The following is a 21702-nucleotide window of genomic DNA, read 5'->3' on the forward strand; positions in this document are numbered from 1 at the left end:
TGACGCGCTAGAGCTCCAGCCACGTCACCTCGACGCCCCATCTCTCGAGCACCGCCAGCAAATCGTCGGGTGCAAGGCCCACCGTCCGGTCATTGACCAGAGGGTGCACATGGATGAGCCGCCCCCGCGACAGCGCCGCGTCCATGAAAAGGCGCACGCCCGTCTTGGCCCCTGTCACCATGGCAAGCGGGCTCACCGCGCCGGGCCGAACCCCCAAATGCTCCATCAGCCGCGCGGCCGAGCCGAAGGACAGCCCCGGCGCACCCATAGCCTGCCCCAGTGCCTTCAGATCGACGTCGCGATCCTGCTCGAGAACGACGAGATGATTCCGCTTCTTACGGTCGCGCAGGTAGAAATTCTTGACGTGGTGGATGCCCGCCCCGTCCGGCAGAACGTCGCCCTGCACCGTCTTGGCGTCGTCCACGGTGCGCAGCGGAATATGCTCGTGATACTCGAACGCGACGCCCGTCGCCCCCAGCGTCTCCAGAAGCGCGTCGGACGTCACCGGCAGATCGCCCTGGTTGGCCGAACTCGCATCCCTGTCCATCCCTTCGGTCATCTCGCGCGTGCTCCCGCTTGCCTCGTCGCCCGAGATATCGCCCCCATGCCGCGCGGAGGCAATGGACAATCCCGCGCGACTTGCGCCATGATCGCGCGCATGGAACTCGCACTTTACCAGATGACCGCCGAACCCGAACCGCGCTCGCGCCCGCAGCGCATCATCGACGCCATGGCGCGCGCGCGCTCCTTCGGTGCCGACCTCATGGTCGCGCCCGAACTCGCCCTGTCGGGCTACGGCGAAGGCGATCGCCTGCGCGACCTCGCGCAATCGGCCTCGGGCGCATGGGTGCAGGAAATGCGCGAAGCCGCCGAAGGCATCGGGATCAGCCTCGTCGCGGGCTTTCCCGAGCGCCGCCGCGACGGCCTGAGCATCTCGGCCATGGCGGTCTTCGCGGACGGGCGCGAGCCTGTGATCTACCGCAAGGGCTTTCTCTACCGTCCCTACGAGAAGGACATCTTCACCCCTGCCGGCCCCAACACCGTCACCTTCGAGCTGAACGGGCTGCGCGTCGGGATGCTCATCTGTTTCGACGTGGAGTTTCCCGAATGCGTCCGCGCGCTGGCCCTGGCGGGTGCCGATCTCGTCGTCGTGCCCACGGCGCTGCCCGCGCAGCAGGGCAGCGACTTCATCGCGCAAAGCCTGATCCGCGTGCGCGCACATGAAAACCAGGTTTTCGTCGCCTATTGCGATCATGCCGACGCCGACGACCGCTTCGCCTACCAGGGCATGTCGTCGATCGTGGCACCCGACGCCTCGGTCCTCGCCTCCGCGCCCGAAACCGGCGAGGCGCTCATCACCGCCACGATCGACCCCGCGGCCTACGCCGAATCGCGCGAGATCAATCCCTATATCGAGGAATGGCGCGCCGCCACACGGGTTGACTCGGACGCCGCCCCGGCGTAAACGCCGCCCCGTATCCGGAAGTCGCCGACGCTTCCGGTCCCTTGGCACCCTGCCGGGATCGCCCCCCACCAGCGAGTTTCGCCCGTGGGGGCCTTTGTGATTTGAGCCGCCCTTCTTATCTCGAAGGGCAATGACGCAACCGGCAAGGAGGCCGCGGAATGTTTGAAAATCTGTCCGAACGCCTCTCCGGCGTCTTTGACCGGCTGACGAAACAGGGCGCGCTCTCCGAGGAGGACGTCAAGACCGCCCTGCGCGAGGTGCGCGTCGCCCTGCTCGAGGCCGACGTCTCGCTGCCCGTGGCGCGCGATTTCGTCAAGGCCGTGCAGGAAAAGGCCACCGGGCAGGCGGTCACCAAGTCCGTCACGCCCGGCCAGCAGGTCGTCAAGATCGTCCATGACGAGCTTGTCCATGTCCTCACCGGCGACGAGGATCCCGGCAAGCTCAAGATCGACAACCCGCCCGCGCCCATCCTCATGGTGGGTCTGCAGGGCTCGGGCAAGACGACGACCACCGCCAAGCTCGCCAAGCGCCTCAAGGAGCGCGAGGGCAAGCGCGTGCTGATGGCATCGCTCGACGTGAACCGCCCGGCGGCCATGGAACAGCTGGCCATCCTCGGAACCCAGATCGGCGTCGACACGCTGCCCATCGTCAAGGGCGAGGACCCGGTGCAGATCGCCAAGCGCGCCAGGACGCAGGCCAGCCTCGGTGGCTACGACGTCTACATGCTCGACACCGCCGGCCGGCTGCATATCGACGCCGAGCTCATCGCGCAGGCGGCGGCCGTGCGCGACGTGGCCAACCCGCGCGAGACGCTGCTGGTGGTCGATGGCCTCACCGGTCAGGACGCCGTCAACGTCGCGACCGAGTTCGACGACAAGATCGGCGTGACCGGCGTGGTCCTCACCCGCATGGACGGCGACGGGCGCGGCGGTGCGGCCCTCTCGATGCGCGCCGTGACGGGCAAGCCGATCCGCTTCGTGGGTCTGGGCGAGAAGATGGACGCGATCGAGACCTTCGAGCCCGAGCGCATCGCGGGCCGCATCCTCGGCATGGGCGATATCGTCAGCCTCGTGGAAAAGGCGCAACAGACCATCGAGGCCGAGCAGGCCGAGAAGATGATGCGCCGCTTCCAGAAGGGTCAGTTCAACATGAACGACCTCAAGATGCAGCTCGAGCAGATGCAGAAGATGGGCGGCATGGAATCGATGATGGGCATGATGCCCGGCATGGGCAAGATGGCCAAACAGGTGCAGGAGGCCGGCATCGACGACCGGATGCTCACCCACCAGATCGCGCTGATCCAGTCGATGACCAGGAAGGAACGCGCCAACCCCAAGCTCCTGCAGGCCAGCCGCAAGAAACGCATCGCGCGCGGTGCGGGACTCGAGGTTTCCGAGCTCAACAAGCTTCTCAAGATGCAGCGCCAGATGGGCGACATGATGAAGAAGATGGGCAAGATGGGGAAAGGCGGCATGCTGAAACAGGCCATGAAGGGCATGTTCGGCAAGGGCGGCCCCAGCCCCGAGGACATGGCCGGCATGGACCCGAAGGCCATCGAACAGGCCGCGAAGCAGATGGGCAAGGGCCTCCCCGGCGGGATGCCCGGTCTTGGCGGCGCCGGCCTGCCCCCCGGTCTCTCGGGCCTCGGCAAGAAGAAGTGACGCAATGGTGGACCGCGCATCATACCCCGCCCCTGGCGCAACTTGCGCGCGGAGGAACGAGTATTTGAGGCAAGATGAAGCAGCGCGTGCCCGCTTGCGCGTCCGGCGGAGCATGTCGTCATGACCGCGCTTCCCGATATCCGGCTCGAGACCGGGCGTCTCCTTCTCCGTCTTCCCGAGGCGGCGGATTTCGACGCCTATTGCGCCTTCGCCCTCGACAGGGAACGTGCGGCGGGCTTCGGGCTCGAGACGAACCGCGCGCAGGCATGGCGCTGGTTCGCCTGCAACCTCGGCCATTGGGCGCTCCACGGCTACGGCTATTTCACGATCGTCTGGAAGGAGACCGGGGCTCCTTGCGGGATCACCGGCATCTGGAACCCCGAGGGCTGGCCCGAACCGGAAATCGGCTGGGTCGTCTACGAAGGCTACGAGGGCCTCGGCATCGCCCGCGAGGGGGCGGAGCGCGCCCGCCGCTGGGCCTACGAAACCCTCGGCTTCACCACGCTGACCTCCAACATCGTCCCCGGCAACGATCGCTCGGTCGCGCTGGCCGAACGTCTGGGTGCCTCCTACGAACGCACCTACGAGAACGTCCACATGGGCACCGAGATGCTCTACCGGCACCCCTCGCCTTCCGAGCTGGGCCTCGAGGTCGATGCCGATGGAAGCCCCGAGGCCTACGCATGACCCACGCCACCCGCCCCCTGCCCGAGAATGCGCCCACGGTCGACACCCCCGACCTGATCCTGCGCGGCTATCGCGAAAGCGATTTCGAGGCGATCGCCGCCTTCGGCGCGTCCGAACGGGCGCGTTTCGTGGGCGGGCCGATGAACCGGTGGGACAGCTGGCGCGCGCTTCTCGCGGGGATCGGCCACTGGACCCTCCGGGGTTACGGCATGTGGATCGTGGAGCACCGCGCGAGCGGCGAAGTCGCGGGCCGCGTGGGCATCATCTTCAACGACGGCTGGGACGAGCCCGAGCTTGGCTGGCACATTTTCGAGGGCTTCGAGGGGCGCGGTTTCGCCCACCAGGCCTGCCTCGCGGCACGCGCCCACGCGGCGAAGGCATGGGGTCTCGACGGTGTCATCTCCTACATCGCCGCCGATAACGACCGCTCGCTCCGCCTCGCCCGGCGCCTCGGCTGCGTCCACGAACGCGACGGCACGCTGCTCGGCGAACCCTGCCAGATCTGGCGCCACCCCCGGGAGGCGATGCAATGAGTCCCGCAACCGCTTTGAAAGGCGCATCTCATGTCTGACGCGTCCAAACTCGCCGCCGAACTGCTCAAGAGCCATCGCGACAGCATCGACCGTCTCGATGCGGTGCTCGTCTTCACCCTGGCCGAGCGGTTCAAGCACACGCAGGCCGTTGGCGTGCTCAAGGCACAGCACGACCTGCCCCCCTCCGATCCGCTGCGCGAAAGCCAGCAGATCGAGCGGCTCGAGCGCCTGGCGCGCGAGGCCGATCTCGACCCCGAATTCGCCCGGAATTTCCTGAATTTCATCATCGGCGAAGTGATCCAGCACCACAAGAAACACCAATCCTAGGAGGGGGTCCGCCCCCGTCCGACCCAGCCATTCAAAGGAGAAACGACAATGGCCATGAAAATCCGTCTCGCCCGTGGCGGCAGCAAGAAACGCCCCCATTACTCGATCGTCGCCGCCGATTCGCGCATGCCGCGCGACGGCCGCTTCATCGAGAAGCTGGGCACCTACAACCCGCTCCTGCCCAAGGACAGCGAGGACCGCGTCAAGATGAACATGGAGCGCGTGCAATACTGGCTCGACCAGGGCGCGCAACCCAGCGATCGCATCTCGCGCTTCCTCGAAGCGGCGGGCCATATCGAGAAGAAGGAACGCGCCAACCTCAAGAAGGGCGAGCCGGGCCAGAAGGCCAAGGAACGTGCCGAGGAGAAGGCCGAGAAGGCCAAGGCCGCAGCCGAAGCCGCCAACGCCCCCGCCGAGGAACCGGCGGCCGAGGCCGAGGCCGAGGCGGCGACCGAAGAGTAACCGGGCAACGGGCGGCGGATCATGCCGCACTTCTCGGAAGACTTCCGGGCCGATCTCGACCGGCTCATGCGGTGGCGGCGCGACGTGCGCCGCTTCCGCACCGATCCGGTCGACGAGCCATGCCTCGATACCTGCCTCGCCGCCTTTCTCACCGCCCCGTCGGTGGGCCTGAGCGAGCCGTGGCGCATCCTGCGCGTCTCCTCCCCTGCGGCGCGTGGCGCCGCGCTTGAGAATTTCCGCACCGAGAACGACCGCGCGCTGGCAGGCTACGAGGGACGCCGTGCCGCGCTCTACGCCGGGCTGAAACTCTCGGGCATGCAGGAGTCGCCGGTGCAACTCGCCGTCTTCTGCGACGAGGCGACCGGGAAGGGCGCCGGTCTCGGCGCAGCCACCATGCCCGAGATGCGCCGCTATTCCGTGGTGGGCGCGATCACGCAGTTCTGGCTTGTCGCGCGCGCCCACGGGCTCGGCGTCGGCTGGGTGTCGATCCTCGACCCCGACCGCCTTGCGCGCGATCTCGACGCGCCCGGAGACTGGCGCCTCGTGGCCTATCTCTGCGTCGGCTGGCCCGAGGAGGAAAGCGAGACGCCGGAACTCGAAACCGCCGGCTGGGAGGATCGCCGCGCGTCCCTCCCGATCGAGGAGCGTTGACCATGCCCGCTCGCTTGCGCCTTGCCATTTTCACGCTGCCGGCGTTCCCTGCGGGAATGATGATGGAAACCGACCAGGTAACGGCGGCCGGCCGCGGAGGCGACCGCGGCCCCAGGGGGCTGTCATGACCGATCTCATCTGCATCGGCGCCATCGCGGGCGCCTTCGGCGTGCGCGGCGAGGTGCGGCTCAAGAGCTTCACCGCCACCCCCGACGACATCGCGACCTATGGCCCGCTCACCACGCAGGACGGCGCGCGCGATTTCCGCGTGACGCTCACGGGCCAGACCACCAACGCGCTCACCGCGCGCCTCTCCGGCGTCTCCACCAGGGAGGAGGCCGACGCGCTGCGCGGCACGCAGCTTTTCGTCGCGCGCGACCGCCTCCCCTCGCTGCCCGACGACGAGTATTACCACGCCGACCTGATCGGCCTCGAGGTCGTCGATACCGGCGGCACGACGCTGGGACGGGTCAAGGCCGTGCTGAACCACGGCGCCTCGGACATCCTCGAGATCCACGGCCCCGGACTCAAGTCGAGTGTCCTGCTGCCCTTCACCCGTGCGGCCGTGCCCACCGTCGATCTCGGCGCGGGCCGCATCGTGGCCGATCCGCCCGAAGGGCTCTTCGACTGAGGGGCGGCAGCCCTCGCGGGAACCAAGCGTGACCTCACGATGTTGTGAGTGCAGGATGCCGATCCGGCAGCCGTGAGGACAACAGTGAACGAGGACTAATTACATGCTTGAGTGGATTCTCATACTTCTCGCCATCGCGGCCATCGCGGCCATGCTCGGCTTCGGTCGTCTGTCGGGCGTCGCGCTTTCGGGCGCCAAGATCCTGATCGTGATCGCCCTGATCCTGTTCCTGCTGGTGGTGCTGGGCGTCATATCATTGGCCTGACGGGTCCGGCGGCCCCCGAAGATAGGAGTTTGCATGCTCGCGTCGATGACCTAAGACGCGGGCATGTCCGCATCTGACGACACCCCCAGCCGCGCGGCGGGCCGGAAGGCCGTTTCCGTCTCGACAAGGCCGCGCGAACTCATGGCCGACCGTCCCCGCCTGGCCGGGGCATGGACCGCGCGCGTCATCACCCTTCTGCCCGAGGCGTTTCCCGGCGTGTTGGGACACAGCCTGACGGGCCGCGCGCTCGACCAGGGGCTCTGGGCGCTCGAGACGACCGACCTGCGCAGCCATGGCGAGGGCAGACACCGCAATGTCGACGACACGCCCGCCGGCGGCGGCGCCGGGATGGTCCTGCGCCCCGACGTGATGGGCCGCGCCATCGACGAGGCCATGGCAGGCACGCCGCCCGACTGGCCGCTCGTCTATCTCAGCCCGCGCGGCACGCCGTTCACGCAGGCCATGGCCGAGGATTTCGCCGCGCGCCCCGGCCTCACCCTTATCTGCGGCCGCTTCGAGGGGCTCGACCAGCGCGTCATCGACCACTACGGCATCCGCGAGGTCTCGATCGGGGATTTCGTGCTGACCGGCGGCGAGATCGCGGCGCAGGCGATGATCGACGCCATCGTCCGACTGCGGCCCGGAGTGCTCGGCAACGCGGCCTCGACCGAGGACGAGAGCTTTTCGGACGGGTTGCTGGAACATCCCCAATACACCCGCCCGGCCGAATGGCGCGGGCACACGATCCCCGAGGTGCTGACCTCGGGCGATCACGCGCGCATCGCCCGCTGGCGGCGCGACAGGGCCGAGGAGATCACGCGCGACCGCCGCCCGGACCTCTGGGCCGCGCGCGGCGACCGCGACACCCGGAGCTGACGCCCGCGCCCTCCTCGACGCTTGATCCGCGCGCCGATCCCGCCTATACGTCCGCTCGTTCGGAATCGCCTCGGCGGCTCCGGGCCTGTTTCCGTTGGGCACATTCCGGTCGGCCGCTTCTGCCGATCCCGCATCGCCCCGCGAAACAGCTTCGACAGATAACGACGATCCGATCTCGGGCGGGCACCGCGGTGAACCCGGACGAAGACCACGAGCTCTCGGAACGCGACACACCTTTGCGGACACCAACCGCAAGCAACCCAGGAGAAGATCAGATGAACCTGATCGCAGAAATCGAGGCCGAACAGATCGCCTCGCTCGGGAAGGACATTCCCGATTTCAAGGCCGGCGACACCGTGCGCGTCGGCTACAAGGTGACCGAAGGCACCCGCACCCGCGTGCAGGCCTTCGAGGGCGTCTGCATCAGCCGCAAGAACGGCGAGGGCATCGCCGGGTCGTTCACCGTCCGCAAGATTTCCTTCGGCGAAGGCGTGGAACGGGTATTCCCGCTCTACTCGACCAATATCGAAAGCATCGAGGTCGTGCGTCGGGGCCGCGTCCGCCGGGCCAAGCTCTACTACCTGCGCTCGCGCCGCGGCAAATCGGCCCGTATCGCCGAGGACGCGAACTACAAGCCCAAGGATGACGGCAAGAAGCCTGTGCAAGGATCCTCGACATGAAAAAAGACATCCACCCCGATTACCACCTCATCGAAGTCAAGATGACGGATGGCACGACCTTCAAGATGCGCTCCACTTGGGGCAAGGAAGGCGACACGCTCTCGCTCGACATCGACCCCACCGTGCACCCCGCGTGGACGGGCGGCTCCTCGCGCCTGATGGACGCCGGCGGCCGCGTGTCGAAGTTCAAGAAGAAATACGAAGGTCTCGGCTTCTGAGCCACGGACCGACCCGACGCAGGAAAGCGCCCGCCCGAAAGACGGCGGGCGTTTTCACGTTTGACCCCATGCGATCCCTCGCAATCCGGCGTGGGATGCCTACCTTCGAATCCTGACCCATGCCGATTCCGGGCCGCGCTGCCGGACGCCCCGGACGCGCGGCGCCCATGACCCAAGGTATCCGATTTGCGCCTGCCCTTTTCGCTTCCCGACGTCTCCGACCGCCCGACGAGCCTTCGCCCGCCGCCGCGCACCGACACCGCGCTGGGCGCGGCGATGCGCCGCGAAGGTGAAGGTCATGACGCGGCGCATTCCGGTGTCCGGGTGCTGCAATCCGGGCGCGACGCGCTTGCAGCGCGGCTCGCGCTGATCGAGGCAGCCGAGGTCGCGGTCGATGCGCAATACTACATCTGGCACGATGACGTGTCGGGGATGCTCATGTTCGACGCGCTGGAACGCGCCGCCAGGCGCGGGGTGCGCGTGCGGCTGCTGCTCGATGACAACGGGATCGACGGGCTCGACCCGTTTCTCGCCGCGCTGAACGAGTGCGAGAATTTCGAGGTCAGGATCTTCAACCCTTCCCCGATCCGCCGGCTTAAGATCCTCGGATTCGCGCTCAATTTCTTCCGCATGAACCACAGGATGCACAACAAGGCGCTCATCGTCGACGGCGCGGCCACGATCATCGGGGGCCGCAACGTGGGCGACGAGTATTTCCAGGTTCACCAGGACATCTTCTACATCGACACCGACGCCATCGCCACGGGCCCGGTCGTGACCGAGACGGCGAAGATCTTCGACGAATACTGGAACAGCGCGCCCGTCATCGAACTCGAGCGTGTCGTGGGCGATGTCGCCGATCGCCCCGCCTACGAGGCCCATCTGAACGAGATCCGCGCCCGGGACGAGGCATGCGAGCTTCGGGCCGAGGCCGACAGTTTCGCCCATGAGATCACCCATGGCGACCTCGCCTTCGAATGGACCACCGTTTCGGTCATCGCCGACGATCCGCGCAAGGGCCTCGGCAACGCCAAGAGGGATCAGCTTCTCATTCACCGCATGGGCGAGATGCTGACCCGCTCGACGCATTCGCTCGACGTGGCCTCGGCCTATTTCGTGCCGGGCAAGACCGGGGCGCGGTATCTCACCGAACTCGCGCGCAAGGACTGCAAGGTGCGCGTGCTGACCAACGCGCTCGATACCACCGATGTCTTCCTCGTCCATGCCGGCTACAGCCGCTACCGCAGGACTCTGCTCAAGGCCGGCGTCGAACTCTACGAGCTGAAGCTGCGCGCCGCGGCCGAGAGGACACCCGACCAGCAGGTGCTGCCCCTCGGCCTGTCCGGCGGCAGCCTTCACGCCAAGACCTTCGTGATGGACGAGCGCGAGGTCTTCATCGGCTCCTTCAACTTCGATCCCCGCTCGGCGCGGCTCAATTGCGAGATGGGGTTCCTGATCGACAGCCCGGAAATCGCCGCCACGGTGACGCAGAGTTTCGAGAGCCTTCTGCCGCGCATCACCTACCAGCCCCGGCTGACGCCCGAGAACAACATGGTCTGGATCGAGGAGCGCGAGGACGGCAAGGACATCATCTACCAGCGTGAACCGGGCGCGAACCTGTTTCAGCAGATCGCATTCGCGATCATCCAGCGCCTGCCCATCGAATGGCTTCTCTGACCATGCCCGAACCCCCGTCCTCCTCGCGCCTGCGCATCGCAAGCTACAACATCCGCAAGGCGGTAGGCCTCGACTGGCGGCGCGATCCGGGGCGCATTCTCGACGTGCTGGCCGAGATCGACGCCGATGTCGTCGCCCTGCAGGAGGCCGACAAGCGCCTCGCACCGCGCCCCGGCGTGCTGCCCATCGACCGGCTCCGCGACGAGCTCGGGTATGACTTCGCCGATCTCGCCCCCAACGATCAAAGCCACGGATGGCACGGCAACGCGCTGCTCTACCGCAAGGGCCTGCTCAGGCCCGCACACACGCGTCGCCTGATCCTCCCCGCGTTCGAACCGCGCGGCGCCGTCGCCGTCGGCTTCGATGCGCCGCGCTTCGATCTCCTGGGCGTGCATCTCGGCCTGACCGCGGGGACGCGCGCCCGACAGCTGAAGGCGCTGCGCGCCGACATGGCCGATCAGGACCACCCGGTGATCGTCGCGGGCGATTTCAACATGTGGCGCGGCGCCGACAGCTTCGAGGCGGTCTTCGGCCCCGATCTCACCCTGCTCGAACCGGGGCCGAGCTTCCACGCCGCGCGGCCCACCGCCTGCCTCGACCGGTTCATCCTGTCGCATCCCGACCTGCCCCATTCCGTTCACGTCCACCACAGCCCGCGCGCCGCGCGCGCCTCGGACCATCTTCCCATCGTGCTCGACATCGACCTGCCGCGCTGAGTTCCTGCTTCTTTCCGGTTGCCGATACTCCACGCCCACGCCTGCCGCGGGCGCGCCGCTCTGGACAGGGGCCGTGCCGGCCTCTATCTCCCTCCCATGGCCAAGCCCAAGGACAATCCCAACTACAAGGTGATCGCCGAGAACCGGCGTGCGCGCTACGATTACGCGATCGAGGACGATCTCGAATGCGGCATCATCCTCGAGGGCTCCGAGGTGAAATCCCTGCGCGAGAACTCCGCCAACATCGCCGAGAGCTATGCCGCCGTCGAGGACGGGGAGCTTTGGCTCGTCAACTCCTACATCGCGCCCTACGAACAGGCCAAGACCTTCGGCCATGACGAGAAGCGGCGCCGCAAGCTCCTGGTGTCGAAACGCGAACTCGCGCGCCTCTGGAACGAGACGCAGCGCAAGGGGATGACCCTCGTGCCGCTCGTGCTCTACTTCAACCATCGCGGCATCGCCAAGATCAAGATCGGCATCGCCAAGGGCAAGAAGACGGTGGACAAGCGCGCCACCGAGGCCAAGCGCGACTGGAACCGCCAGAAACAGCGGCTCCTCAAGGATTTCGGCTGAGGCGGCGCGGATGTACCTGATGCTCTGCCTGATCTCCGGGGCCGTCGGGGGCGTGTCGCTGGGGCGGTTGCGGGCACCCATGGGCCGGCTGCCCGCCACGCTGCTGGGGCTCGCGGGCGGCGGCGCGGCATACGGGTGTCTCGCGCTTCTCGGCGCCGGGGGCACGCGCACCGGCGCGGTGGACACGGGCGTCACGCTGACCCAGGTGGGCGCCGGGGTCGCGGGCGGCGCGATCCTCGTCGCACTTCTCGGCTGGGCGCGGCGCCGCGCCGGGCGCTGAGGCACCCGCGGCCTTGCACCCCGTCCGACGCTTGTGTAGCCCTTGGCGCGTTGCGACCCCCATGAGGCATTCCGACCATGGCACAGGACGATCCCACCACGCTTGTCTCGACCGCATGGCTGGCCCGGCACATGAAGGATCCCGACCTGCGCGTTCTCGACGGAAGCTGGTATCTGCCCGCCGCCGGCCGCGATCCGCGCGCCGAATACGAGGCCGCGCATATCCCCGGTGCGCGGTTCTTCGACATCGACGAGATCTCCGATCACCGCTCGGACCTGCCGCACATGGCCCCGCCGGTCGAGAAATTCATGTCGCGCGTCCGCGCGCTCGGCGTGGGCGACGGGCACAAGGTGGTGGTCTATGACGGCATGGGCCTCTTCTCGGCCGCGCGCGTCTGGTGGCTCTTCCGCCTGATGGGCCACGACGACATCGCGGTGCTCGACGGCGGCTTGCCCAAGTGGCAGGCCGAGGGCCGCCCGGTTGAATCCACGCCTCCCGTGATCCGCGACCGTCACATGACCGTGCGCCGCCGCCCCGAGTTGGTGCGCAACGTGACCGAGGTGGCGCAGGCGTCGAAGCTGGGCGATCACACGATCCTCGACGCGCGCGCCGCCGCGCGTTTCCGCGGCGACGCGCCCGAGCCGCGCGAGGGGCTGCGCGCGGGCCATATCCCCGGCGCGCGATCCGTGCCCTATACCGACCTTCTGAACGACGACGGCACCATGAAGGAGCCCGACGCCCTGCGCGCCGTCTTCGACGCGGCGGGGGCCGATCTGTCGAAACCCGTCATCACGACCTGCGGGTCGGGCGTGACGGCGGCGGTCATCAACCTCGCGCTCGCGCGGCTGGGCAAGACCGATCACGCGCTTTACGACGGGTCATGGACCGAATGGGGCGCGTTCCCGACCGTGCCCGTCGCGACCGGCGACGCCTAGACCGGGAACCCGGCCGATCTAGGCAACGCAGCCCTTCCTGATCTGCGATTGCTGCAGGACCTGCTTGTGGCCCTTCAACTGCGCGATCTGGTCCGCGACATTGTCACCCGACAGGGTCGAGACCGGCAGGCCCAGAAGGATCACCCCCGCGGTGTCGTTGCTGCGCGCCTTGCGCTGCGCGGCCGAGGCCGACCCCAGCGCCGCATCGACGCGCGCCGCCTCCGCGGCAAGCTGGCGGCACGAGAAACCGTTGTAGGTCGTGGGCGAGATGTAGGCGGGCGCGATCGCCTCGGGCTTCTTCGCGCAGGCGCCGGCCGCCGCGAGGGCCGCCAGCATCAGGAAATGGGAACGTCTCATGTTGTCTCCGAACTTGAACAGGATGAACTCGCGGCGCATCCACGCCGCAGGGGCGGTCCTAGCCATCGGATCGGAAAGAACGGATTAAGACACGGTGACGAATTGCACGCGGATTTCGTAAAATGCCCGCGGCCTCAGCCGGATTGCTTCACGCCATACCGCGCGAGGAACATCTCGACCACGCCGGTCACGACCCGGTCGATGGCCGCATCGTCGCAGGCGCATTGCAACCCGCAGATGCACTTCACGAAAAGATCGCTCTTGCAGAGTTCGCCGAACTGGCTGGCGGCGAGGTCCATGTCGTCGATCTCCAGATCGCCGCGTGCCACGTAGGCATCGAGGATCGTGCCCAGCTTCTCGCGCAGCATCCCCGGACCCGACGCGTAGAACCGCTCTCCCAGCTCGGGAAAACGCTGCGACTCGGTCACGCAGGTGCGGAACATCTGCAAGCCGAATTCCGACAGGAAGAACCGCACGACCAGCTCGGCGGCCTCGCGCAGGGCGTCCTCGACCGACTTGCACTCGGGATCGAAATCCTTCAGCGCGGCCTCGGCCTGCCGGTTGCACTCGATCCGCGCGATCTCCGAGAAGAGAAGCCGCTTGTCGGGGAAATAGGAATAGAGGGTCGCCTTCGACACTCCGGCCTCGCGCGCGATGTCATCGACGCTCGCCCGCTCGAACCCGTCTCGCAGGAAGATCGTGCGCGCGCCTTCGAGCACCTGGTCGAACTTGCGCCCCTTCTTGATATCGGCGCTCATTTCCATACCCGCACCCTTCCAGTCGTTACCGGCCATACCTTAGCCACGCCGGCCCGCACGGGGCAAGCCAAGGTTGCGGGGCGACGGTCGGGAGGAGCGGCCCCCGTCGCCCCGCCACGCGAAACGCGGAGGCGGGGATCACTTCCGCAGATCGTCCGCATCGCGTGTCACCGGCTGGGGGGCCGGATCCGGATAGGTCAGCGTCGGAGTGAGACCGCTCAGGTCGGGCGATAGGGCCGCCACGGGCGCCGCGACGGCACCAAGGCCGAGGCTGATCGCGATCGCGGTAAGGGTGATCTTCAGGGGGTAGGTGCTGATTCTGCGTGTCATTTTCTCATTCCTTGACTGAACTCTTCGGTTCACTTTGCAATCTAAACCAACAAGTTCACTTTGCAAGAACAAAATGAACTGAACTGTTCACTTTTATTTCTGGCACCCGCATTCCTGCGAGCGCCCATCCTCTGCGTGCCTTGTCGATTGACCCCGCCTGCCCGCGTGCTACGAACCCGCCATGCTGGCCGTCTTTCTTCAGACCATCCCCTTCTTCCTCATCATCGGCCTCGGATACGGCGCCGGGCGCACCGGCTTCTTTCCCGAACCGGCGACGGCATGGCTCACGAAATTCGTGTTCTACTTCGCGCTCTCGGCGATGCTCTTCCGCTTCTCGGCCAATCTCTCCATCGCCGAGGTGTTCGATATCTGGTTCGTCGCCGCCTATCTCTGCGCCACCGGCGTCGTCTATCTCGCGGCGACCGGCATCGCGATGCTGCGGCGCCAGACGGTCGAGGTGGCGGCGGTCGAGGCGCAATGCGCCGTGATCGGCAACGTGGGCTTCCTCGGCATCCCCATGCTGACCCTCCTGATGGGCGAGGATGCGATCGTCTCGATCATGCTCGTCCTCGCGGTCGATCTCATCGTCTTCGGCTCGCTCATCGTGATCCTCGTCACCGGCTCGCGCGACGGGCGGATGAATGTCCGCGTGCTCGGCACGGTGGGCATGGGGCTTCTGAAGAACCCGATGATCGTCTCGATCGTGCTCGGGCTGCTCTGGTCGGGCCTCGCGCTGCCGATCCCGCAGGTGATGAACGATTTCCTCTCGCTCCTGGGCGGGGCGGCGACGCCGGGCGCGCTCTTCGCCATCGGCGCCTCGCTCGCGTCGAAATCCGCCGAGCGTCCGGTCATCGCGGGCTATCTCTCGGCCTGCAAGCTCGTGCTGCATCCCGCCGCCGTGGCGGTCGCGGCGCTGCTCGTCTTCCCGGTGGCCCCCTACCCGGCCGCCGTCATGATCGCCGCCGCGGCGCTGCCGGTCGCGGGCAACGTCTATATCCTCGCCCAGCACTACGGCGTCGCGCCCCAGCGCGTCTCGGCCTCGATCCTCATCTCCACCACTCTCGCCGTCGTCACCGTGTCGCTGGTGATCGGCTGGGTTTCGGCGCTTTACTGATTTCCGGCTTTCGACCGGGGCGCGAAATGCGCTAAGCCTGTGGGCGACCTGACAAGGAGTTGAGGTGAGCCATGGAAACGAAATCGGAAAACGCCTGTTTCGGCGGGGTGCAGGGCGTCTACACCCACGCCTCCAAGTCCACGAATTGCGACATGACCTTCGGCCTCTTCCTGCCCGCCGAGGCGCGCGACGGCCCGGTGCCGCTTCTTTGGTATCTCTCGGGCCTCACCTGCACGCATGAAAACGCCATGACCAAGGCCGGCGCCCAGGGCTGGGCCGCCGAGCAGGGCATCGCGCTCGTATTCCCCGACACCTCGCCGCGCGGCGAGGACGTGGCCGACGACGAGGCGTTCGACATGGGCCAGGGCGCGGGTTTCTATGTCAACGCGACGCAGGACCCATGGGCCAGCCATTTCAGGATGTGGGACTACGTGGCCGAGGAACTGCCCGCGCTGCTGGGCGACAATTTCGCCGTCGATCTCGACCGGCAGTCGATCACCGGCCACTCGATGGGCGGCCACGGCGCGCTGACCCTCGCGATGGGGCTCAAGGGGCGCTTCCGCTCGGTCTCGGCCTTCTCGCCCATCTGTCACCCGACCGAGAGCGACTGGGGCCGGAAGCAGCTTGGCGGCTACCTGGGCGACGACACCTCGAAATGGGCCGCGCATGACGCCACGCTCCTGATGCGCGAATCGGGGTTCGACGGCCCGGTCCTCACCGACACCGGCACCGAGGATCAGTTCTCGGACCTGCTCAACACGGCCGATCTCTTCGCCGCCGTGGCCGAGCGCCGGCAACAGGCCACGTTGCGCCTGCAACCGGGCTATGACCACAGCTATTTCTTCGTCTCGACCTTCATGGAGGACCACGTGAGCTTCCACGCCGAAGCGCTCTACGGCTGAAGCCGGACCCAAGCCCCGAGACCGCGCCGCACCATGTCGAACAGCACGCATTACGATCTTGTCATCATCGGCTCCGGCCCCTCGGGCCGGGCCGCCGCGATCCAGGCGGGCAAGCTCAAGCGGCGCGTGCTCGTGGTGGACCGCAAGGACCGCCTGGGCGGCGTATCCGTGCACACCGGCACGATCCCCTCCAAGACCCTGCGCGAGACCGTGCTCAACCTATCGGGCTGGCGCGAGCGCAGCTTCTACGGCCGCTCCTACCGGGTGAAGGACGACATCGACGCCGCCGACCTCCAGGCGCGGCTTCACAAGACGCTCGACTACGAGGTCGACGTGCTCGAGCACCAGTTCAACCGCAACCATGTCGATACGCTCATGGGCCTCGCGCGCTTTACCGGCCCGAACGAGATCGAGGTGGCGACCGAGGCGGGCGACACGACGACGCTCACCGCCGAGCGCTTCCTGATCGCCACGGGAACCCGGACCCATCGCCCCGATTACGTGCCCTTCAACGGCACCACCGTGCTCGACAGCGACGAGTTCCTCGAGCTGGCCCAGATCCCGCGCAGCCTGACCGTGGTGGGCGCGGGCGTGATCGGGGTGGAATACGCCACCATGTTCTCGGCCCTCGACGTGCGCGTCACCCTGATCGAGCCGCGCGACACCTTCCTCGACTTCATCGACCGGACCATCATCCAGGAATTCACCCACCAGATCCGCGAGAACGGCGTCGACCTGCGCCTCGGCTCGGCGATCGAGAAGATCGAGGACACCGGCACCCATGTCGAGGTGACGATGGCCAACGGCCGTCATGTCCGGTCCGAGATGCTGCTCTTCGCCGCCGGCCGCATGGGCGCGACCGAGCGGCTCGACGTGAAGGCCGCGGGGCTCGAACCCGACCGCCGCGGGCGGCTCGAGGTGGATCGCAAGACCTACCAGACAAGCGTGCCGCATATCTACGCCACCGGCGACGTGATCGGGCACCCCTCGCTCGCCTCCACCGCGCTTCAGCAGGGCCGCGTCGCCGCCTGCCACGCGCTCGACACGCCCACCCTGCCCGAAAGCCCGTGGTTTCCCTACGGCATCTATTCGGTTCCCGAGATCTCGACCTGCGGCATGTCCGAGGAAGAGATGCAGGAGCGCGGAATCCCCTACGAGGTCGGCATCGCGCGCTTCCGCGAAACCTCGCGCGGGCACATCATGGGGCTCGAGGACGGAATGCTGAAGATGCTGTTTTCGCTCAAGACGCGCCGGGTGCTCGGCGTGCAGATCGTGGGCGAGGGCGCCACCGAGCTCATCCACATCGCGCAGGCGGTCCTGAACCTCAAGGGCACGGTCGATTACTTCGTGCAGAACACCTTCAACTACCCCACACTCGCCGAGGCCTACAAGATCGCCGGCCTCGACGCCTTCAACCGCATGCCGATCCCCGAGGAGTACAGGGTGGGCAATAAAAAGGGATGATCTGAGATTTCTTCGGAAGAAGAAAATCTCCTATGAGAATCCGCACGACTTACCTGCCCGCCACCGAACGGATTGCCCCATGCCCATCTATGTCGACGCAGATGCCTGCCCCGTGAAGTCCGAGGTCGAGCGCGTCGGCACCCGCCACGGCACGCGGATCTACATCGTCTCGAACGGCGGCCTTCGCCCCTCGCGGAACCCGCTCGTCGAGACCGTCATCGTGCCCGACGGCCCGGACGTCGCCGACATGTGGATCGCCGAGCGGGCGGGTCCGGGCGACGTCGTGGTGACGGGCGACATCCCCCTCGCGGCGAAATGCGTCGAGGCGGGCGCCCGCGTGCTCAAGCACAACGGCGAGGCGCTCACGCAGGCCAATATCGGCAACGCGCTCGCGACCCGCGACCTGATGAGCGACCTGCGCGCCGCCGATCCCTTCCGCCAGGGCGGCGGTCGCGCCTTTTCGAAGGCCGACCGGTCGCGTTTTCTCGACGCGTTGGAACGCGCCCTCCGACAGGCAGCGCGGGACTGACACCGGCCCTCCCGCCCTTCCCCGCCCCGGGCTTGGCCCGGGGCCTCCTGCCATATCCTCGCGACGCGACCCGCGGCACGGGAGAAAGGGCGACCTCTCGCCTTTACATTCCGCGTCCGCTCCCTTTTCCTTGCCCCGTCGCAACCCCCCGGAGTCGCGCGGATGACGACCACGACCCTGCCCCGCTCCAACCTTCTCGGCGCGCTCTGCGTGGCCGTGGCGGCATTGTGCTTTTCGCTCAACGACATGGGGATCAAGTTCCTGTCCTCGGACTACGCCCTGCACCAGGTGGTCTTCATCCGCTCGCTGGTGGGGGCGGCGACGCTCTTCGCACTGGTCATGCCCTTCGCTGGCGGGTTCCGGCTCGTCCGCACGCGGCGGCTGCGGTGGCACCTGGCGCGCGGGCTTTGCGTGGTCTTCGCCAACTCCTTCCTCTTCCTGGGGCTCGCGGTGCTGCCCATCGCCGACGCGGTGGCGATCTTCTTCATCTCGCCGCTCGTCATCACGCTCATGTCGGTCATCTTTCTGGGAGAGACGGTCGGGCCGCGCCGCTGGGCCGCCATCGCGGTGGGCTTCGTGGGCGTCCTCGTGATCGTCCGCCCCGGCACCTCGGCCTTCCAGGTGGCGGCGCTCTTCCCGATGATCTCGGCGGTGCTTTACGGGACGATGCACATCATCGCCCGCCGCATCGGCAGCACCGAGAGCGCGGCCACCATGACCTTCTACATCCTCGTGTCGTTCATGGTGGTCTCGGTCCTCGTCTGGGCCGTCGCGGGCGACGGGCGCTATGCCACCTCCGATCACCCCTCGGCGCAGTTCCTGCTGCGCGCGTGGCGGCCCGTGGACCGCGACGACATCGCGATCTTCGTGATGCTCGGCACCTCGGGCGTGCTGGGCGGGCTCCTCATCAGCCAGGCCTACCGCATCGCCGAGGCCGCCTTCGCCGCGCCGTTCGAATATGTCTCGATGCCCATGGCGATCATCTGGGGAATCACCGTCTTCGGCACCTTTCCCGTGCCCTCCGCCTGGATCGGCATCGTGCTGATCGTGGGCTCGGGGCTTTTCCTGATCTGGGCCGAGTCGCGGCGCGCGAAACCGCCCGTGCCGCGCTCGGGGGTCTATAAATGACCGTCCGCGCCGTCATATTCGACATCGGCAACGTGCTGATCCGCTGGCACCCCGAAGGCTGGTTCGACGCGCGCATCGGCCCCGCCCGCCGCGCGTCGCTGTTCGGGGCCGTCGACATCCACGCCATGATGCAGCGCATCGACGCGGGCGCCCCCTTCGGCGCCACGATCGAGGAGACGGCCATCGCACATCCCGGCTGGACCGCCGAGATCCGCGCCATCCGCGACCACTGGACCGAGATCGCGCAGCCGGCCATCGACGGCTCCGTGCGCCTCCTGCACGCGCTGCGCCGCGCCGGCGTCCCGGTCTTCGCGCTGTCGAATTTCGGCGCCGAGAACTTCCCCCTTTCCGAGGCGCAATTCCCCTTCCTGCGCGATTTCGACCGCCGCTACATCTCGGGGCGGATGGGGCTGGCGAAACCCGACCCGGCGATCTTCGCCGCGGTCGAGGCCGATTGCGGACTGCCCCCCGAAACCCTTCTCTTCACCGACGATCGCGCCGACAACATAGCGGCGGCCCGCGCGCGCGGCTGGCGGACACATCTCTTCACCACCCCCGACGCGCTGGCCGCCTGCCTCACCTCCCACGACCTGATCACCGAGGAGCAGATCACATGAGCTTCACCCATATCCCCTTCGCCGAAGGCGAGGCCAATCTCGACTGGATGGACCTCATCCGTGCGCTCGAGGCGGGCCACCGCCTCCCCAAGGCCGAAATCGGCGACACCTTCCTCTACCGCGATCCCGACACGCTGCTCTCGCGCGCGGCGTGGATCGACGGGATGGGTCTCGCCGTCAAATCCGCCACGATCTTTCCCGGCAACCCCAAGGCTGACAAGCCGATGGTGAACGGCGCGGTCTGCCTCTATTCCGACGAGGACGGCACGCTCGAGGCGCTCATCGACTTCCATCTCGTGACCAAGTGGAAGACCGCCGGCGACAGCCTCTACGCCGCCACCCGCCTCGCCCGGCCCGACAGCCGGCGCATCCTGATCGTGGGCGCGGGCACGGTGGGCCGCAACCTCTTCTCCGCCTATTCCGCCGCCTTCCCCGATGCCCGCTTCACCGTCTGGAACCGCACCCGCGCCAATGCCGAGGCGATGGCCGGGGACTGCCGGGGCCTTGAGGTCGCGGACGATCTCGAGGCGGCCGTGAAGGAGGCCGATATCGTCACCTCCGCCACCATGTCGACCGACCCCATCCTCAAGGGCGCCTGGTTCCGGCCCGGTCAGCATATCGACCTCATCGGCGCCTATCGTCCCGACATGCGCGAGGCGGATGACGAGGCGCTCACCCGCGCGCGCGTGTTCGTGGACAGCTACGACACGACGGTGGGCCACATCGGCGAGATCAAGATCCCGCTCGAGGCGGGCAAGATCGCCCGCGACGATATCCTCGCCGACTACTACGAACCCGAGAGCTTCGCCCGCCAGAGCGATGACGAGATCACGCTCTTCAAGAACGGCGGCGGCGCGCATCTCGACCTGATGACCTCGCGCTACATCCTCGACGCGTGGCAGGGGGCGGCGTGATCTGGTGGGCCCTGGGGGGCGTCGCGGCGCTTCTCTACGCCCCCTTCCTGCGCGACCTCGCGCGCAAGCCCATGACCGACCGGGTCCGCGCCGCCGCGCCGGGCGATATCCTCACGCTGCCGCGCGGCAAGACGCATTACCGGTGGCACGGGCCCGAGGGCGGACAGGTCATCGTCTGCATCCACGGGCTGACCACCGCCTCCTATGTCTGGGGGCCCATCGCGGAGGAACTGGCCGCGCGCGGCTACCGGGTGCTCACCTATGACCATTACGGGCGCGGCTATTCCGACAGGCCGCGTGGCGACCAGGACCCGGCCTTCTTCCGCGACCATCTCGATCACCTGCTGGACGCGCTCGCGGTCGAGAAACCCGTGGTCCTTCTCGGCTACTCGCTCGGCGGCGCCGTCGCCGCCGACTACGCGGCCCACCGCCCGGCCCGCGTTCGCGAACTGGCCCTTCTCGCGCCGGCGGGGCTCGGCCACGATCTCGGCCCCGCCGCCCGCCTCGTGGCGAACCACCGCCGGCTCGGGCAATGGCTCATGCACCTCACCTACCCGCGCTCCTTCCGCGCCGCGACCCGAGCGGAACGCGACCTCGAGCAGAGCTCGATCCCCGGCATCGTCGATCTGCAACTGCGCGAGCTCGATTACCGCGGCTTCGTGCCCGCCGTCTGGTCGTCGCTCCACCACACGCTCGACCACGATCTCGACACGGAGCACCGTGCGGTGGCCGAGGCCCGCATCCCCACCCTCGCGATCTGGGCCGCCGAGGACGACATCATCCCCGTCGCCGGCGCCGACCGCCTCGCATCGCTCAACCCCGCGGCGCGCAACGTCATCATTCCCGGGGCGGGCCATGCGCTTGCCTACACGCATACCGACAGGGTGCTCGGCGCGCTCGACCGGCTCGAAACCCGGCCCTGATCCTTCTTCTTGCCGAAAAATATCCCGGG

At 67.6% G+C, this 21702-nt stretch carries 29 protein-coding genes; 25 read left to right on the top strand and 4 right to left on the bottom strand.

Annotated features, from left to right (window positions below; all coding sequences use genetic code 11):
- Nucleotides 1-7: 7 nt before the first annotated feature.
- Nucleotides 8-547: a prolyl-tRNA synthetase associated domain-containing protein gene (locus K1T73_RS16560; RefSeq protein ID WP_220603796.1), complete on the bottom strand. Its 540-nt coding sequence runs from the start codon at nucleotides 545-547 to the stop codon at nucleotides 8-10.
- A gap of 111 nt (nucleotides 548-658) precedes the next feature.
- On the opposite strand from K1T73_RS16560, the gene K1T73_RS16565 reads away from it, so the two are divergent.
- From K1T73_RS16565 to sseA, 17 genes are all read left to right on the top strand, one after another.
- Entirely contained in the window at nucleotides 659-1465 is an 807-nt protein-coding gene (locus tag K1T73_RS16565; protein WP_220601756.1) for a carbon-nitrogen hydrolase family protein, read from the top strand.
- Nucleotides 1466-1623: 158 nt separating this feature from the next.
- Nucleotides 1624-3126 (top strand): signal recognition particle protein, encoded by a 1503-nt coding sequence (ffh, locus tag K1T73_RS16570; protein WP_220601757.1) that lies wholly within the window; start codon nucleotides 1624-1626, stop codon nucleotides 3124-3126.
- Nucleotides 3127-3246: 120 nt separating this feature from the next.
- The gene (locus tag K1T73_RS16575; RefSeq protein ID WP_220601758.1) at nucleotides 3247-3813 is read left to right on the top strand and encodes a GNAT family N-acetyltransferase; all 567 of its coding nucleotides are present in this window, start codon (nucleotides 3247-3249) and stop codon (nucleotides 3811-3813) included.
- A complete protein-coding gene (locus tag K1T73_RS16580; RefSeq protein ID WP_220601759.1) occupies nucleotides 3810-4346 on the top strand; it encodes a GNAT family N-acetyltransferase in 537 nt (178 codons plus the stop codon). Before K1T73_RS16575 ends, K1T73_RS16580 begins: the two co-directional genes overlap by 4 nt.
- Nucleotides 4347-4376: 30 nt before the next feature.
- A complete protein-coding gene (locus K1T73_RS16585; RefSeq protein WP_220601760.1) occupies nucleotides 4377-4673 on the top strand; it encodes a chorismate mutase in 297 nt (98 codons plus the stop codon).
- 48 nt (nucleotides 4674-4721) lie between these two features.
- Nucleotides 4722-5135 carry a 30S ribosomal protein S16 gene (gene rpsP / locus K1T73_RS16590; protein WP_220601761.1) on the top strand — a complete coding sequence of 138 codons (414 nt, stop codon included), beginning with the start codon at nucleotides 4722-4724 and terminating at the stop codon, nucleotides 5133-5135.
- Between the two features lie 21 nt (nucleotides 5136-5156).
- Nucleotides 5157-5786, top strand: coding sequence for a 5,6-dimethylbenzimidazole synthase (gene bluB / locus K1T73_RS16595; RefSeq protein ID WP_220601762.1), 630 nt, complete (start codon nucleotides 5157-5159; stop codon nucleotides 5784-5786).
- A 124-nt stretch (nucleotides 5787-5910) separates the two neighbouring features.
- A complete protein-coding gene (gene rimM / locus K1T73_RS16600; RefSeq protein WP_220601763.1) occupies nucleotides 5911-6417 on the top strand; it encodes a ribosome maturation factor RimM in 507 nt (168 codons plus the stop codon).
- 103 nt (nucleotides 6418-6520) lie between these two features.
- Nucleotides 6521-6682, top strand: coding sequence for a DUF1328 family protein (locus K1T73_RS16605; RefSeq protein WP_220601764.1), 162 nt, complete (start codon nucleotides 6521-6523; stop codon nucleotides 6680-6682).
- 63 nt (nucleotides 6683-6745) lie between these two features.
- On the top strand, nucleotides 6746-7558 hold the full coding sequence (gene trmD / locus K1T73_RS16610) for a tRNA (guanosine(37)-N1)-methyltransferase TrmD (protein ID WP_220601765.1): 813 nt from the start codon (nucleotides 6746-6748) through the stop codon (nucleotides 7556-7558).
- Between the two features lie 275 nt (nucleotides 7559-7833).
- Entirely contained in the window at nucleotides 7834-8238 is a 405-nt protein-coding gene (gene rplS, locus K1T73_RS16615; protein WP_220601766.1) for a 50S ribosomal protein L19, read from the top strand.
- Nucleotides 8235-8456 (top strand): 50S ribosomal protein L31, encoded by a 222-nt coding sequence (gene rpmE, locus K1T73_RS16620; protein WP_220601767.1) that lies wholly within the window; start codon nucleotides 8235-8237, stop codon nucleotides 8454-8456. The genes rplS and rpmE overlap by 4 nt, the downstream gene beginning before the upstream one ends.
- 186 nt (nucleotides 8457-8642) lie before the next feature.
- On the top strand, nucleotides 8643-10133 hold the full coding sequence (locus K1T73_RS16625; RefSeq protein WP_220601768.1) for a phospholipase D family protein: 1491 nt from the start codon (nucleotides 8643-8645) through the stop codon (nucleotides 10131-10133).
- A gap of 2 nt (nucleotides 10134-10135) precedes the next feature.
- Nucleotides 10136-10849 carry an endonuclease/exonuclease/phosphatase family protein gene (locus K1T73_RS16630; RefSeq protein WP_259400338.1) on the top strand — a complete coding sequence of 238 codons (714 nt, stop codon included), beginning with the start codon at nucleotides 10136-10138 and terminating at the stop codon, nucleotides 10847-10849.
- A gap of 96 nt (nucleotides 10850-10945) precedes the next feature.
- A complete protein-coding gene (gene smpB, locus K1T73_RS16635) occupies nucleotides 10946-11422 on the top strand; it encodes an SsrA-binding protein SmpB (RefSeq protein ID WP_220601769.1) in 477 nt (158 codons plus the stop codon).
- Between the two features lie 10 nt (nucleotides 11423-11432).
- Nucleotides 11433-11702: a hypothetical protein gene (locus K1T73_RS16640; RefSeq protein WP_220601770.1), complete on the top strand. Its 270-nt coding sequence runs from the start codon at nucleotides 11433-11435 to the stop codon at nucleotides 11700-11702.
- 77 nt (nucleotides 11703-11779) lie between these two features.
- A complete protein-coding gene (gene sseA, locus K1T73_RS16645) occupies nucleotides 11780-12637 on the top strand; it encodes a 3-mercaptopyruvate sulfurtransferase (RefSeq protein ID WP_220601771.1) in 858 nt (285 codons plus the stop codon).
- An 18-nt stretch (nucleotides 12638-12655) separates the two neighbouring features.
- On the opposite strand, the gene K1T73_RS16650 is transcribed toward sseA, so the two are convergent.
- From K1T73_RS16650 to K1T73_RS16660, 3 genes are all read right to left on the bottom strand, one after another.
- Nucleotides 12656-12994, bottom strand: a complete 339-nt coding sequence (locus K1T73_RS16650; protein WP_220601772.1) for a hypothetical protein — start codon at nucleotides 12992-12994, stop codon at nucleotides 12656-12658.
- A gap of 134 nt (nucleotides 12995-13128) precedes the next feature.
- Nucleotides 13129-13758, bottom strand: coding sequence for a TetR/AcrR family transcriptional regulator (locus K1T73_RS16655; RefSeq protein WP_409077719.1), 630 nt, complete (start codon nucleotides 13756-13758; stop codon nucleotides 13129-13131).
- A gap of 132 nt (nucleotides 13759-13890) precedes the next feature.
- Nucleotides 13891-14082 (bottom strand): hypothetical protein, encoded by a 192-nt coding sequence (locus tag K1T73_RS16660; RefSeq protein ID WP_220601773.1) that lies wholly within the window; start codon nucleotides 14080-14082, stop codon nucleotides 13891-13893.
- 181 nt (nucleotides 14083-14263) lie between these two features.
- Between K1T73_RS16660 and K1T73_RS16665 the strand changes: the two genes are divergently transcribed.
- From K1T73_RS16665 to K1T73_RS16700, 8 genes are all read left to right on the top strand, one after another.
- A complete protein-coding gene (locus tag K1T73_RS16665; protein ID WP_220601774.1) occupies nucleotides 14264-15196 on the top strand; it encodes an AEC family transporter in 933 nt (310 codons plus the stop codon).
- 71 nt (nucleotides 15197-15267) lie between these two features.
- Entirely contained in the window at nucleotides 15268-16098 is an 831-nt protein-coding gene (gene fghA, locus K1T73_RS16670; protein WP_220601775.1) for an S-formylglutathione hydrolase, read from the top strand.
- Nucleotides 16099-16131: 33 nt separating this feature from the next.
- Nucleotides 16132-17562 (top strand): Si-specific NAD(P)(+) transhydrogenase, encoded by a 1431-nt coding sequence (gene sthA, locus K1T73_RS16675; protein WP_220601776.1) that lies wholly within the window; start codon nucleotides 16132-16134, stop codon nucleotides 17560-17562.
- A gap of 79 nt (nucleotides 17563-17641) precedes the next feature.
- The gene (locus tag K1T73_RS16680; RefSeq protein ID WP_220601777.1) at nucleotides 17642-18091 is read left to right on the top strand and encodes a YaiI/YqxD family protein; all 450 of its coding nucleotides are present in this window, start codon (nucleotides 17642-17644) and stop codon (nucleotides 18089-18091) included.
- Between the two features lie 162 nt (nucleotides 18092-18253).
- Nucleotides 18254-19219 (top strand): DMT family transporter, encoded by a 966-nt coding sequence (locus tag K1T73_RS16685; protein WP_220601778.1) that lies wholly within the window; start codon nucleotides 18254-18256, stop codon nucleotides 19217-19219.
- Nucleotides 19216-19836 carry an HAD family phosphatase gene (locus tag K1T73_RS16690; protein WP_220601779.1) on the top strand — a complete coding sequence of 207 codons (621 nt, stop codon included), beginning with the start codon at nucleotides 19216-19218 and terminating at the stop codon, nucleotides 19834-19836. Before K1T73_RS16685 ends, K1T73_RS16690 begins: the two co-directional genes overlap by 4 nt.
- Complete coding sequence (locus K1T73_RS16695; protein WP_220601780.1) at nucleotides 19833-20750, top strand: ornithine cyclodeaminase family protein; 918 nt, start codon at nucleotides 19833-19835, stop codon at nucleotides 20748-20750. The genes K1T73_RS16690 and K1T73_RS16695 overlap by 4 nt, the downstream gene beginning before the upstream one ends.
- On the top strand, nucleotides 20747-21673 hold the full coding sequence (locus K1T73_RS16700) for an alpha/beta fold hydrolase (RefSeq protein ID WP_259400339.1): 927 nt from the start codon (nucleotides 20747-20749) through the stop codon (nucleotides 21671-21673). The genes K1T73_RS16695 and K1T73_RS16700 overlap by 4 nt, the downstream gene beginning before the upstream one ends.
- Nucleotides 21674-21702: the final 29 nt, after the last annotated feature.

It is taken from the genome of Roseovarius sp. SCSIO 43702, assembly GCF_019599045.1.
In the GTDB taxonomy this organism is placed as follows: domain Bacteria; phylum Pseudomonadota; class Alphaproteobacteria; order Rhodobacterales; family Rhodobacteraceae; genus Roseovarius.